This window comes from Streptomyces sp. NBC_01450 (assembly GCF_036227505.1).
Taxonomy (GTDB): Bacteria; Actinomycetota; Actinomycetes; order Streptomycetales; family Streptomycetaceae; genus Streptomyces.
The window spans coordinates 10516806-10529796 of record NZ_CP109480.1 but is presented as its reverse complement, the minus strand read 5'-3'; the positions used below and the strand labels follow the sequence as shown (position 1 = coordinate 10529796).

Here is a 12991-nt window from a genome sequence, read left to right as displayed (position 1 = left end):
GCTTCGCTCCACGGTGCTGGTGACACTGACCGTCACCCTCCTCGTCCTCCTGTCCCTGCTGTCCGTGGCACTGGGCGCGCTCAGCGTCCCGCTCGACCAGGTCGTACGCTCGGTTCTCGGCCATCCGCCGAGTCGTCTCATCGACAACGTCATCTGGTCGGTGCGCGTGCCCCGCACCCTGCTCGGCCTGACGACCGGCGCCGCGCTCGGCCTGTCCGGCGCGCTCATGCAGGCCCTCACCCGCAACCCCCTCGCGGACCCGGGGATCCTCGGGGTCAGCGCCGGGGCGTCCTTCGCGATCGTGGTGGCGGTCGCGGTGTTCGGGGTCTCGTCGCTGTACGGCTATGTGTGGTTCGCGTTCGCCGGGGCGCTCGTCGCGAGTGTCCTGGTCTTCTTCCTGGGGCGGCTGGGCCGTTCCGGCGCCACCCCGGTCAAACTGGCGCTCGCCGGAGTCGCCGTCACCTCACTGCTGTCGTCCCTCACCAGTGCCGTGGTACTGACCGACCAGGACGCGCTGGACCGCTACCGCTTCTGGTCGGCCGGCACGCTGGCCGACCGGGACTCCGGTGACCTGCTGCGCATCCTGCCCTTCCTCGCCGTCGGCGCCGTCCTGGCCCTGTCCTGCGCGCCCGCCCTCAACAGCCTGGCCCTCGGCGACGACGTGGCCGCTTCCCTGGGGCGGCGGCTCGGTCTGGTACGCCTCCAGGGAGTCACCGCGGTCATGCTCCTGACCGGCGCGTCGGTCGCCGTCATCGGTCCCGTGGTCTTCCTCGGCCTGGTCGTCCCGCACATCGCCCGAGTCCTCGCCCAGTACGCCGGGATCGGCCCCGACCACCGCTGGCTGCTGCCGCTGTCCGCCGCGCTCGCGCCCGTACTGCTGCTGTCCGCCGACATCCTGGGCCGGATGGTGGCCCGCCCCACGGAGATCCAGGCCGGAGTCCTCGTCGCCTTCCTCGGCGGCCCGTTCTTCATCGCCCTGGTCCGCCGCCGGAAACTCGCGGAGGTGTGAGCGTGCCCGCACAGTCCCCCCCAGCCACTCCAGGCACCCCGGCACCGCCCGCCCGCGCGCCGTCCGCCCTGCGCGGCCGGCCGTTCCGGCTGACCGTCCCCCCGGTGTCCGGCGTACTGCGCCCACGCCTGGTGCTGACCGGGATGCTCGTCGCCGTGGGCGCGTTCCTGTTGTTCTGCTGGGGCCTGACCATCGGCGACTATCCCGTGGCCTTCACCGACGTCGTCAGAGCACTCGGCGGCGCGGGCGACCCCGGCACCGTCATCGTCGTACAGGATCTACGGCTGCCGCGCGCCCTGACCGGGCTGCTGGTCGGCATCGCGTTCGGGGTCTCCGGGGCCGTGTTCCAGACGATGACCCGTAACCCGCTGGCCAGCCCTGACATGATCGGGCTGACCGAGGGCGCCGGAACGGCCGTCGTGGCGGCCGTGGTCCTCGGCCGGACCGGCGGACTCGGACTGTCCACGCTGGGACTGCTCGGCGCCCTGGCGACCGCGCTGCTCGTGTACGCGCTGGCGTGGAAGGGCGGGGCCACCGGGTACCGCATCATCCTCGTCGGCATCGGCGTGTCCTGGATCTGCACCAGCGCCACCGACTTCCTCGTGGCCCGGGGCAACCGGTTCGAGGCGCAGGAGGCCATCGGCTGGCTGGTCGGCAACCTCAACGGGCGGACCTGGGACCAGGTGGACTCCCTGGCCCTCGCCATGGCCGTACTCCTGCCGGTCACCCTGGGCATGGGCCGCTGGATGCGCACGCTCATGCTCGGCGACGACGTGGCCGCCGGGCTCGGCACCCCCGTCCAGTCCGTCCGGCTGGCGCTGCTGCTGACCGGGGTGGGGCTGGTCGCGTTCGGCACGGCGGCGGCCGGTCCGGTGGCCTTCGTGGCCCTGGCCTGCCCGCAGATCGCCCAGCGGCTGGCGGGCGTCTCGTCGCCGCCCCCGCTCGTCTCCGGTCTCACCGGCGCGTTCGTCGTCCTCGGCTCCGATCTCCTCGCACGCGAGGCGATCCCCGGGACGGAACTGTCGGTCGGGATCGTCACCGGCGCCCTCGGCGCGCCGGTCCTGCTGTGGCTGCTCATCCGCGCCAACCGCGCGGGCTCTGGAGGCTGATCGCATGTCGACCACCGACCCGCGTACCCCGCGGACGTCCGACCCGGAGGCCGGCACCGGCATCCCGCGTCCCGCCGGACTCAGCACCGGCACACCGGGACCGAACGGATCCGGCTCCCCTCACCCGACCACTTCCGGGCCCGAGTTGCGGGCCCGGAACCTGCATCTCGCCTACGACGGACGGGCCGTGGTGGAGGATCTGGACCTCACCGTGCCGACCGGCCGGATCACGGCCGTCGTCGGGGCCAACGCCTGTGGCAAATCGACCCTGTTGCGCGCGCTCGCCCGGCTGCTGACCCCACGCCAGGGTGTCGTGGAACTCGACGGCGCCGCGCTGCGCTCCGTGCCCACCCGCGAACTCGCGCGCAAACTCGGCCTCCTGCCGCAGACGCCGGTCGCGCCGGAGGGGCTGACCGTCCTCGACCTGGTGGGCAGGGGCCGTTCACCGCACCAGACCTGGTGGCGGCAGTGGTCCGCGGCGGACGAGGAGGCCGTCACCGCGGCACTCGCGGCGACCGGCCTGACCGACCTCGCCGACCGCCCGGTCGACGAGCTCTCCGGCGGCCAGCGGCAGCGCGCGTGGATCGCGATGGCCGTCGCCCAGGGCACCCCCGTCCTGCTGCTGGACGAACCGACGACCTATCTCGACCTCGCCCACCAGATCGACGTACTGGACCTCATCACGGACCTCAACCGGCGCGAGGGCCGCACCGTGGTCATGGTGTTGCACGACCTCAACCAGGCGTGCCGGTACGCCGATCACGTCATCGCCATGAAGGCGGGCCGCATCGTCGCCGAGGGCACGCCCGCCGAGGTGGTCACCGAGGCCACCGTCGAGGACGTCTTCGACCTGCGCTGCCGGATCACTCCCGACCCGGTCAGCGGCACACCGCTGGTCATCCCGCTGGGGCGGCACCACCACGACGGCGACAGCTCCCGGGCCGAGGAGGCCGTTTCGGCGTCGGCCGTCGACTGAGACGGCGACGAGGTCCCCGCCGTCGAGCGGCGGGGACCCATGTGCTCCCTCAGGGGCGGGACGTCAAGTACCCACCCATGGTGCGGAAGTAGTCGGCGGCCGCGTACTCGGTCCCGTCGTCGGTGCGCACCCGCCGCACCAGCAGGCCCCGGCAGCGCCCCGTGTGGGCCTCGGCACCCGCCACCACGACCACGCCGTCTCCCTCGCGGATGAAGATCCGGCCCGGGGTGCCGCCGTAGCGCCCCTCCGACACGGCGGCGGAGACGATCCTCAGCCGCTGACCGCGATGGAAGGCGTACGCGTTCGGGTACGGGTCCGACTGGGCCCGCACGAGCCGCTCCAGGCGCTCCGCGGGCCAACTCCAGTCGATGCGGCTGTCCTCCGCCGAGCGCTTGTGGAAGAAACTGGCCCGGCCGCGGTCCTGCGGCACCCACTGGCCGACGTCCCGGCCCGCGGCGATCAGGTCGAGCGACTCGCGCACGATGGGCGCGATCAGGTCGACGGTCCGGTGGAACAGGTCGGTCGCCGTGTCGGTGGGCCCGACCGGCACCGACCGCTGTATCAGGACGTCCCCGGCGTCGAGTTCGGCGTTCATGCGGTGCGCGGTCACGCCGACGCGCGGCTCGTCGTTGAGGAGCGCCCAGATGATCGGGGAGAACCCGGCGTACGACGGCAGCAGCGAGTCGTGGACGTTGAGGGTGCCGTGCGGCGGGAGGTCGAACAGCTCCGGGGGCAGCCAGGTCCGCCAGTTGTTGGCCACGATGATGTCCGGCCGGGCATCCCGTACGGCGTCGAGGAGTTCGGCGTCGTCGGGGCGGTTGCGCAGCAGGACGGGGACGTCGTTCTTCTCGGCGAGTTCGGCGACGTTGTCGTCCCAGATCTTCTCGTAGGCATGCTCGCTCTTCGGATGGGTGACGACGAGAACCACCTCGTGGTCGGAGTCCAGCAACGCCTGAAGCGTGCGGTGACCCCAGGTCTGGTAGCCGAGCATGACGACCCGCATGACGGTCCTTCCCTTCAACGACTCCATTGCAAGGTAAGCCTTACCTTATCTAGCATGTGGCTGCCTGAGGGAGGCGATGCCACGGTGAAGTCACCGCTCATGGATTCCGAAGTTGTCCACAACGTCCTCGGAATCGGTTTCGGTCCGTCAAATCTCGCTCTGTCGATAGCGGTTGAGGAGCACAACAAGAGCCTTCCGGCGGACCGTCGCCTGGGCGCGCTGTTCCTGGAGCGCCAGCCACGCTTCGGCTGGCACCGGGGCATGCTGATCGACGACGCCACGATGCAGGTGTCCTTCCTCAAGGACCTCGTCACCCTGCGCAACCCGACCAGCGACTACAGCTTCCTGTGCTTCCTGCGAGAACGGGGCAGGCTGATCGACTTCCTGAACCAGAAAACCCTCTTCCCCCTGCGGATGGAGTTCCACGAGTACTTCGAGTGGGCCGCGGAGCGGGTCTCCCACCTGGTCTCGTACGGCAGTGAGGTCATCGCCGTCGACCCGGTCCGCGACGACGACGGTCGGGTGGTCCACTTCGACGTGACCAGCCGCGAAACCGCCCGTCCCGGTACGGTCGTGACCCGTCGGGCCCGCAACATCAGCGTGGCGATGGGGCTGGAACCGCATGTTCCGCCGGGTCTCGAGCTGACCGAACGCGTCTGGCACAACAGCGAGTTGATCCCACGCGCCACCCGGCTGGCCGACACGGGCACTCCGGTACGGCGCGCCGTCGTGCTCGGCGCCGGCCAGAGCGCCGCCGAGGCGGTGGACTACCTGCACCGCGCCTTCCCGGACGCCGAGGTGTGCTCGGTCTTCGCCAAGTACGGCTACACCCCGGCCGACGACAGCCCGTTCGCCAACCGCATCTTCGACCCGGAGGCGGTCGACGTCTACTTCTCGGCGCCCTCGGAGGTCAAACAGTCGCTGCTCGACTACCACCGCTCCACCAACTACTCCGTGGTCGACATGGAGTTGATCGAGTCGCTGTACGCCACCGCGTACCAGGAGAAGGTGGCCGGGCGGGAGCGGCTGCGCTTCCTCAACGTCTCCCGCGTCCGGGCCGTCGCCCCCGGTATCGACGGCGGTCTCGACATCGCCGTCGAGTTCCTGCCCACCGGCGAGCGGCAGGTGCTGCCCGCCGACGTGCTCGTGCTCGCCACCGGCTACCGGCCCCGCGACCTCGCGTCCCTGCTGGGTGAGGCGGCCAAGCTCTGCCTCAGGGACGACGGGGACGCGATCCGTGTGGGCCGGGACCATCGTGTCGAGACGGCACCGGAGGTGACCGCCGGCCTCTACCTCCAGGGCGGAACCGAACACACCCACGGACTGACCAGCACCCTGCTGTCGACCGTCGCGGTCCGGGCGGACGAGATCCACCGCTCCGTACTGGCCGGGCGGACCGCGGACTGACCCCACCAGGACTCTCCTGGGCCCGGACGGTACGGTCCCGTCCGGGCCCAGGGCTTTCGTGCCATGACGACCGTGCGATGGGGTAGCCGGCTCCGCTATCACCCGGTGCGTGGGTTGCGCGTCGTGTCCCGGGGTCGTCGCACGGCAGGCTTCACGCCATGCCTCGGGGTCCCATGGCAGGCTTCACGCCATGCCTCGGGGTCCGACCCAGCTTCAAGTCACCCGGGCCAGGGAATCCGGCCCGCCGAACACGTCCGCCACCCCACGCACTGTACTGACGGCCCCACAGGTGGCCGCGATCCAGTCCACGGCCATCCGGTGATCGTCGCGCGCCCGGTCCGCCACCGCGTCCGCCACGACGAACGGCTCCATGTCCTGCATCCACGCGTCGGCCGCGGTCAGCAGCACCTGCGTCCGCGCGAACACCCCGACGATCACCGGCTGATCGCGCCCCACCTCGGCGAGGCGGCGGCGCAGCCCGGTGCCGGCGAAGGCGCTGAACCTCTTCGCCGCCAGTACGCTGTCGCCGACCTGCGGTCGGATCGCGTCCACGACGGCACGGGAGTCGTCGTCCCCGGGGAAACGCGGGTGCCCGAAGGCGATCCCGCGCCCGGTCGGCTCCCGCTCGGCGGTTCCGACGGTGTACAGAACGGGAATCCCCGCCGCCCGCGCCGATTCCGTCAACGCTCCTACTCCGGCGACGAGTTGATCGGCCGGCGCGGAAGACTCCCGCAACACGTGCAGCAAGTGGTTCTGGACGTTCAGGACCAACAGGGCCGCGCGACGCGGGTCGATGGCCCATCCCGACCGGTCCGGAGGCAGCGTGGCGGGGTCGGGCATGACATACGGGGCCATGTCGGGGGACGACATGTGCATCGGCCTTTCACTGGTCGTCGAACGGTGGCAGGAGCGCGCAGCGCGACGCCACGACGCCGCGCCCCGCCTCAGTACGGCCCATGGGTCCAGCGGCCGTCCGTCATCGTGGCGTGCACGGGCATCGTGCGCAGGGTGTCCGTGTCGGCCTTCAGCGGGTCCACGTCCACGACCACCAGGTCGGCGGGGTCCCCGACCCTGATGAGCCGGCGCCCGCGGGCCGCCGCGACGAGCGCGTCCGGGACGGACAGGCGCTGCTCCGGGTGCCACGCGGGGCGATCGTCATCGGTACGGCTGACGGCCGACGCGATGGCGAGCCAGGGGTCGAGCGGCGAGACCGGGGCGTCCGAACCGAACTCCAGACGGGCCCCGGCGGCCAGCAGATCGGCATAGGCGAAGGCCCGCTCGGTGCGCCCGGCCCAGTGCCGGTCCGCCACGTCACGGTCATCCGTCGCGTGCCGGGGCTGCACCCCCGCCGTGACACCCAACCGCGCGAATCTCGGGAGGTCTTCGGGGCTCAGCAACTGCGCGTGTTCGATCCGGCCACGGCAGCGCACCGCCTCGAAGGCGTCCAGGGCCACGGTGTTGGCGCGGTCACCGATGGCGTGCACCGCCGGCTCGATTCCGTGCGCGGCGGCCCGCCGCATGAGCCGCACCAGCTCCTGCGGTGACGTCTCCTCGATACCGTGGGAACCGTCCGTGCCCGCAAGCCCCGGATAGGGATCGCGGCACAGGGCGGTACGGGTGTTGAGTGAGCCGTCGGTGAAGAGCTTCAGCGGGCCCGTCCGTACCAGGCTCCCACCCGCACCGATCTCGGTCCCGGTGCGCAGTCCACGCTCCACGGCCGTGTCCAGGCGGCTCGGATAGACCGCAGCCGACACCCGCACGGCCGGCGTGGACTCGGCCGAGCGCCGCTCCCAGTCCTCGACCGTGTCGCCGTACTGGAAGTCGATGACGCCGGTGACCCCGCGCGCGGCCGCGGCCTCGCAGGCGTCCGCGATCCAGCCGTCGAGCACCCCGGACGGTACCTCGGGGAGGGCGGACAGGACCTCGTGGCACTCGTGTTCCCTGACCAGACCGGTGGGATGGTCGCCCTGGCCGACAAGGGCGAGGCAGGCGGAGTTCAGCCACGCGGCGTGCAGATCGGCGCTGACCAGGGCGACCGGCCGATCGGGCAGGGCCGCGTCGAGGAGTCGCTTGTGCGGGGCGTCGGGCCACAACCCGTCCCGGAACCCGTACCCGAAGAGCACCGTGCCGTCGGACGCCCCGCCGCCACGTTCCCGCACGATGTCGGCCACCGCCCGCGCGGAAGCGATTCCGGACAGGTCCAGCCGGTGCCGGACACTCGCCCACTCCGCCATGTGTACGTGGGCGTCCCACAGGCCCGGCAGCAGCACCCGCCCCTCCAGATCGAGGACGCGCTCACCGCCGGACGGTATCGCTCGACCCCCGGCGCCCTCGTCCGCGACGACATGGGTGATCCTGCCGCCCGCCACACGCAGGCGGACGAGCGGTCCTCCCGCACCGAGCCGCACCCGGTCGAGCGTCAGCGCGGTCGCCGGGGACAGGTCTCCTCCGGGGAGCCTGCTCTGGGCGCTTACGAAGTCCGTCATAAAGCCTCCATCTGCGGCGACACACGGTCTCGACGGGACTGCCATGGATGCGCCCACGCCGGAGACGTGCCGACGCGGTCAGCGAGTCGACGTGATCGCCCCGCCCAGAGGAAGGCAGAGGGCATCCCCAACCGAACACCCATCAAGTAAACTTAGCCTTACCTTACCTCGCTGGTCGTATCCCGTCTCCTGTCGGTCTCAACTGACAGTCCCTGCCCCGCGAAGGGCACTTAGCCACCCACACAGTTACAGGACCTGATCAACACCGTCGGTCCTCCGCTGCCAGCACATACTGCCGCCGGCCGTTACGAAGCCGTGTGCTGAGCACCGCCACGAACCCCACATGATGTGATGCCACGCCACAGGCGCCAGGATGAGTAGAGAGGCGGCGCCTCGGCAGCGCCGCCTTGGTTCGGACAGCACACGCCCGGACAGGTGAACCGTGGAACGAGGTGTCCGATGGAAATCGAAGGATCAGTTGCGCTGGTGACCGGCGCGAACCGGGGAATCGGCCGGGCATTCACGCACGCTCTGCTGGCACGGGGCGCCGCCAAGGTGTACGCGGGCGTCCGCAGCCCCGACGACTTCGAAGCGCCCGGACTGGAACCACTGCGCCTGGACGTCACCGACCCGGACCAGATCGCGGCCGCGGCGATGACGGCGTCCGACGCGACCATCGTGATCAACAATGCCGGCATCCAGGCCGGGCCGGACCTCCTGGAGGGCTCTTTGGAGGGCGCGCGGAAAGAGCTGGAGGTGAACTATCTGGGCACCTGGGCGGTCTCGCGCGCTTTCGCGCCCGTCCTCGCCGCCAACGGTGGCGGAGCCCTGGTGAACATGCTCTCGGTGGCCTCATGGCGGGCGAACAACCGGTTCCCCGGTTACGCGGCGTCGAAGGCCGCCCAATGGTCGATCACCAACGCGCTGCGCATGGGGCTGCGTGAGCAGGGGACGATGGTCATCGGTGTGCACGTGGGCTATGTGGACACCGACGCCACCGCCGAAGTCGACGCTCCGAAGGTGGAGGCTGAGGAAGTCGCGGCACAGACCATGGACGCGATCAGCCGCGACGAGTTGGAGGTACTCGTGGACGAAACCGCCCGAAGGGTGCGCGCCGCACTGTCCGGCCCCCTGGAACTCCTCTACCCGACCGCGTGAACGAGACGGAAGACGGCTCGGGAGCGGCGAGACAGCCACTCTTGGCCTCGGGCGGGGGCGCACTTGGCAGGTGCGCATCCCCTCCCGTTGCAACACTCCATCACGCTGATGCCGCGCCGTGAGCCGCGGGCGCACCTGACCTGGGACACGACGGTCTTCTGGTGCGGACCGCCGCGGGCTGGCCGGCCGGACTGCTGCTGACGACGAACGCGTCCCAGGTGCACAATCTGGCGCTCGTCCACGTCGTCCACAGCGACCGCGGTGCCGCCGAACCGCACAAGCGATTCGCCGACGTCCCGGTCAGGCCATAGGGCGGCGGTCCGTGGTGTCGGACTCTGACCGGCCCGATCGACGCGCGGCAACCGACATCACGACAAGACCGATCAGGACGATGCCGGCGCCGACGTACAGCGGAGCGGTATGGCCGAGGCCGACGCTGATGGCGAGGCGGCCATGGCGGAGCTACTGCCCTGGCGGGATTCGGTAGACGGAGACGTGAGAACGCGACTCGGCGGTGAATGCGGCGCCGTCCCAGTCCGCATGCCTGGTCTCCAGGTCGAATCCGGCCAGCTGGGCCATGAGGTCGAGTTCGGCCGGCCAGATGTACCGATGCGGGCTGCGGAACAACCGCGCCTGCTCGCTGTCATCGAAGCGGAAGTGGTGCGACACCACGTGCTGGCGCAGAACGTCGTAGGTGTCCAAACCGATGTAGCCGGGTTCGGACTCCCAGACGGTTGCCGTTTGACCCGGCGGGAGCTTGCGCAACTCGGGTACCCAGAGCTCGATCACGAACCGACCACCAGGCACGAGGTGGCGGGCAGCGTTGCGGAAGCACTGGACCTGCTCGTCTTGGGTGAGCAGGTTGGAGATCGTGTTGTAGACGAGGTAGACAAGGGTGTACTTGCCGGGGGCGACGGTGGTCGCCATGTCACCGATGATCACCGGGATCGCTGCTTCATCTGCCTTGGTTCGCAGTTGCTCCACCATCGGGAGCGACAACTCTATGCCGGTGACAGAGACTCCTCGCCCGGCGAGCGGAACGGCTACCCGGCCGGTCCCGACAGCGAACTCAAGCGCTGCTCCGTCCCCTGCGAGCCGGGCGAGACGGTCCACGGTCGGTTCCAATACCTCGGGTGCGAACATGCCTGAGCCGGGCGTGTCATAGCGCCGGGCGGCATCGGCGTCCCAGATCTTCTCCTGCTGCATTCCGTCAACGCTCGCCGCCGGCCTACGCGATGTCCAGCGAATTTGTACGCGGCCATGAGGGCGTCTCCGCCTCGGTTGGCGGCCTGCGGCAAGATGGAGCCGTGCCAACCGAATCAGACAAGATTGAGCTGCGCGAACACGAACTTCGTGAGATCGCGGGCTACGCGGCTGATTGCGCGCGCAGGGCGCTGTCGATCTTCGAACAGAGTCTTCCCACTGACACCCGCCCGCGCGACGCCATCGACGCAGCAGACGCCTTCGCCGGTTGTCGGCGGCGGCTGAATCCTGACCCGGTGTGGGCGGTCGAGTTCTGACCCACCGGGTCTGGTTGCCGGTGTTCAGTCGGTGTCGTGTGTGGCGGTGGGGACGCGTCCGAGTTGGCGTCCTCGCATGCGGTAGGAGTCGCCTTTGAGGGAGTGGACCTCGGCGTGGTGGACGAGGCGGTCGATCATGGCGGCGGCCACGGTCTCGTCGCCGAAGACCTCGCCCCAGCGTCCGAAGGGTTTGTTGCTCGTGACGATCACACTCGCTCTCTCGTATCGGTTCGAGACCAGCTGGAAGAACAGGTTCGCGGCCTCGGCTTCGAAGGGGATGTAGCCGACCTCGTCGACCACGATCAGCGGATAGCGGGACAGTTTGGTGAGCTCGGTCTGGAGGTGTCCGGCGTGGTGGGCGGCGGCCAGGCGGTCGACCCATTCGGCGGCGGTGGCGAACGCGACCCGGTGGCCGGCCTGGCAGGCGCGGACCGCGAGTCCGATCGCCAGGTGTGTCTTCCCGGTTCCCGGCGGTCCCAGAAAAACAGCGTTGTCCTTCGCGGCGATGAAGTCCAACGTGCCCAGATGGGCGAGCTGTTGGCGCGTTATGCCGCGCAGATGGGTGATGTCGAGTTCCTCGATCGTCTTGATCGCGGGGAAGCGGGCGGTGCGGATGCGGGCCTCGCCGCCGTGGGACTCGCGGGCGGAGACCTCCCGCTGGAGGCAGGCGACGAGGAACTCGGTGTGGGTCCAGGTCTCCTTCAGGGCGCGTTCGGCCAGGCGTTCGGCGGCGTCCAGCAGGGCCGGGGCCTTCATCGCCCGGGCCAGGAAGGACAGGTCGGCGGCGGTCTGACGGCCGGTCCTGGGCCCCGCCGCCGCGGCGGCGGTCTTGGTGGTGGGCATCAGGAGACCTCCGGATCATCGGCTTGGCCGCCGCCCTCGATGAGGGTGAACATGCGGTCATAGGAGTCGAGTTGGCGTTGTTCGACCTCGACGAGATCACTGGCGGTGGCGGCGTTGTGCCGGCGGGCGGCCTGGGCCTGGGAGGCTTGGTGGTGGCGGTAGTCGCCGCGCAGAACGGCGGCGGCGCGGGCATGGACCGGGTCGGTGATGGTCTGCTGCTTGGCCCAGCACCGTGGATGGCGGGCGACTTCCGCCCCGCCGGGGGCGAGGGTCACGACGACCTCGTCGGTGTCGGTGCGGACCTGGACTTTCTTGCCGATGGCCAGGGGGTGCACGGAGTAGTCGCAGGTGTCGACGCGGATGTAGTGGTCGCGGCCGATGCGGGTGGCGAAACGCCACCAGCGCGGCGGGTCGACCGGCGGCAGCGTGAGCATCTGGGCCCGGTCGGCTTCCCACCGGTCGACGGGGCGGGCGCCCAGGGTGCGGTGCTGGCGCCGGTTGGCGATGGCCAGCCAGGCGGTCAGCTGGGTGGTGAAGTCGTCGGGCCCGGTGAAGGTGCGGCCCGGCAGGAAGCTCGTCTCCAGGTAACCGTTGGCCCGCTCCACCAGCCCTTTCGCTTCTGGATCACGGGGCCGGCAGAGGTAGATCCGGGTGGCGAGCAGGCCCGCGAATGCGGCGAAGTCGCCGGTCACCTTGCCGCGGCCGATGCCGGCCTCGTTGTCCCAGACCAGCATCCGCGGGACCGCGTTCCAGCCGGTCAGCAGCTTCCAGTGGCCGTCGATCAGGTCGCCGGTGGTGCGGGTGGGCAGCATCCGTGCGGCGATGATCCGCGAGTATCCCGAGACCATCACGAGCACTGGAGGACGGCCGGACTGCCCGTATCCGAGCGGGATGTCGACGGGTGGGAACCACAGGTCGCACTGGGCCAGCTCGCCGGGCTGATAGGTGGTGCGTGAGACCGGATCGACGGGCAGATAGGCGGGCCGCAGCTCGCGTACGCGTTCCTTGAGGACGGTCATGCCACGGTCCCAGCCGATCCGCTCGGCGATCACCGTCGCGGGCATCGTCGGAGTCTGCTTCAAAAGCTCCCGGATCTGCGGCTCGACCGTGTCGACCGCCGAACCCTTCGCCGGCCGGGAGTAGAGCGGTGGCCGGTTGGTGGCCAGGGCCCGCTTCACGGTGTTCTTCGAGATGCCCAGCTGCCGGGCGATCGCCCGGATCGGCATCTGCTCGGCCCGGTGCAGCCTGCGGATCTCTGCCCAGTCCTCCACGGAAATCACCCTCTTCTCCTGACCTTCGATCAAGATCAGGTTGGTCAGAAGACCACGAAGTGGGTCAGTTTTGATCCGCCGTCAGAGGGTCACGATTCACCCGTCGCCGACACCGGTGGCGGCCGGCGCACGGGTGCTCTGCGGCAGAGCGCGTGGGCGGCGTACAGAGCGGCACAAGAGGCCGCTACACCCGCTGCGGTCGACGCGGC

At 70.3% G+C, this 12991-nt stretch carries 13 protein-coding genes; 7 read left to right on the top strand and 6 right to left on the bottom strand.

Annotation, left to right across the window (positions count from 1 at the left end; all coding sequences use genetic code 11):
• Positions 1 to 13: 13 nt before the first annotated feature.
• The 3 genes from OG568_RS47040 to OG568_RS47030 are packed head-to-tail and all read left to right on the top strand — an operon-like array spanning position 14 to position 3094.
• Positions 14 to 1009 carry a FecCD family ABC transporter permease gene (locus OG568_RS47040; RefSeq protein WP_443077912.1) on the top strand — a complete coding sequence of 332 codons (996 nt, stop codon included), beginning with the start codon at positions 14 to 16 and terminating at the stop codon, positions 1007 to 1009.
• Between the two features lie 2 nt (positions 1010 to 1011).
• Complete coding sequence (locus OG568_RS47035; RefSeq protein WP_443077833.1) at positions 1012 to 2118, top strand: FecCD family ABC transporter permease; 1107 nt, start codon at positions 1012 to 1014, stop codon at positions 2116 to 2118.
• Between the two features lie 4 nt (positions 2119 to 2122).
• Entirely contained in the window at positions 2123 to 3094 is a 972-nt protein-coding gene (locus OG568_RS47030) for an ABC transporter ATP-binding protein (RefSeq protein WP_329536051.1), read from the top strand.
• 49 nt (positions 3095 to 3143) lie between these two features.
• Here the strand turns inward: OG568_RS47030 and OG568_RS47025 are convergent, their stop codons facing one another.
• The gene (locus OG568_RS47025) at positions 3144 to 4097 is read right to left on the bottom strand and encodes a methionyl-tRNA formyltransferase (RefSeq protein WP_329536050.1); all 954 of its coding nucleotides are present in this window, start codon (positions 4095 to 4097) and stop codon (positions 3144 to 3146) included.
• Positions 4098 to 4196: 99 nt separating this feature from the next.
• Between OG568_RS47025 and OG568_RS47020 the strand changes: the two genes are divergently transcribed.
• Positions 4197 to 5504, top strand: coding sequence for a lysine N(6)-hydroxylase/L-ornithine N(5)-oxygenase family protein (locus OG568_RS47020; RefSeq protein WP_443077832.1), 1308 nt, complete (start codon positions 4197 to 4199; stop codon positions 5502 to 5504).
• Positions 5505 to 5717: 213 nt separating this feature from the next.
• Here OG568_RS47020 and OG568_RS47015 read toward each other — a convergent pair whose 3' ends face one another.
• Both OG568_RS47015 and OG568_RS47010 read right to left on the bottom strand, forming a co-directional pair.
• Positions 5718 to 6374, bottom strand: a complete 657-nt coding sequence (locus OG568_RS47015) for an isochorismatase family protein (protein WP_329536049.1) — start codon at positions 6372 to 6374, stop codon at positions 5718 to 5720.
• Positions 6375 to 6448: 74 nt separating this feature from the next.
• A complete protein-coding gene (locus OG568_RS47010) occupies positions 6449 to 7990 on the bottom strand; it encodes an amidohydrolase (protein WP_329536048.1) in 1542 nt (513 codons plus the stop codon).
• Positions 7991 to 8449: 459 nt separating this feature from the next.
• Here OG568_RS47010 and OG568_RS47005 point away from each other — a divergent pair, with 459 nt between their 5' ends.
• Positions 8450 to 9148: an SDR family oxidoreductase gene (locus tag OG568_RS47005; protein WP_329536047.1), complete on the top strand. Its 699-nt coding sequence runs from the start codon at positions 8450 to 8452 to the stop codon at positions 9146 to 9148.
• 161 nt (positions 9149 to 9309) lie between these two features.
• Positions 9310 to 9459, top strand: a complete 150-nt coding sequence (locus OG568_RS47000) for a hypothetical protein (protein ID WP_329536046.1) — start codon at positions 9310 to 9312, stop codon at positions 9457 to 9459.
• Between the two features lie 151 nt (positions 9460 to 9610).
• Here the strand turns inward: OG568_RS47000 and OG568_RS46995 are convergent, their stop codons facing one another.
• Positions 9611 to 10354 carry a class I SAM-dependent methyltransferase gene (locus tag OG568_RS46995; protein ID WP_329536045.1) on the bottom strand — a complete coding sequence of 248 codons (744 nt, stop codon included), beginning with the start codon at positions 10352 to 10354 and terminating at the stop codon, positions 9611 to 9613.
• Between the two features lie 29 nt (positions 10355 to 10383).
• Here OG568_RS46995 and OG568_RS46990 point away from each other — a divergent pair, with 29 nt between their 5' ends.
• A complete protein-coding gene (locus OG568_RS46990) occupies positions 10384 to 10668 on the top strand; it encodes a putative immunity protein (RefSeq protein WP_329536044.1) in 285 nt (94 codons plus the stop codon).
• Between the two features lie 24 nt (positions 10669 to 10692).
• Here OG568_RS46990 and istB read toward each other — a convergent pair whose 3' ends face one another.
• The gene (istB, locus tag OG568_RS46985) at positions 10693 to 11511 is read right to left on the bottom strand and encodes an IS21-like element helper ATPase IstB (protein ID WP_329533421.1); all 819 of its coding nucleotides are present in this window, start codon (positions 11509 to 11511) and stop codon (positions 10693 to 10695) included.
• On the bottom strand, positions 11511 to 12791 hold the full coding sequence (gene istA, locus OG568_RS46980; protein ID WP_329533422.1) for an IS21 family transposase: 1281 nt from the start codon (positions 12789 to 12791) through the stop codon (positions 11511 to 11513). The genes istB and istA overlap by 1 nt, the downstream gene beginning before the upstream one ends.
• Between the last annotated feature and the right edge of the window lie 200 nt (positions 12792 to 12991).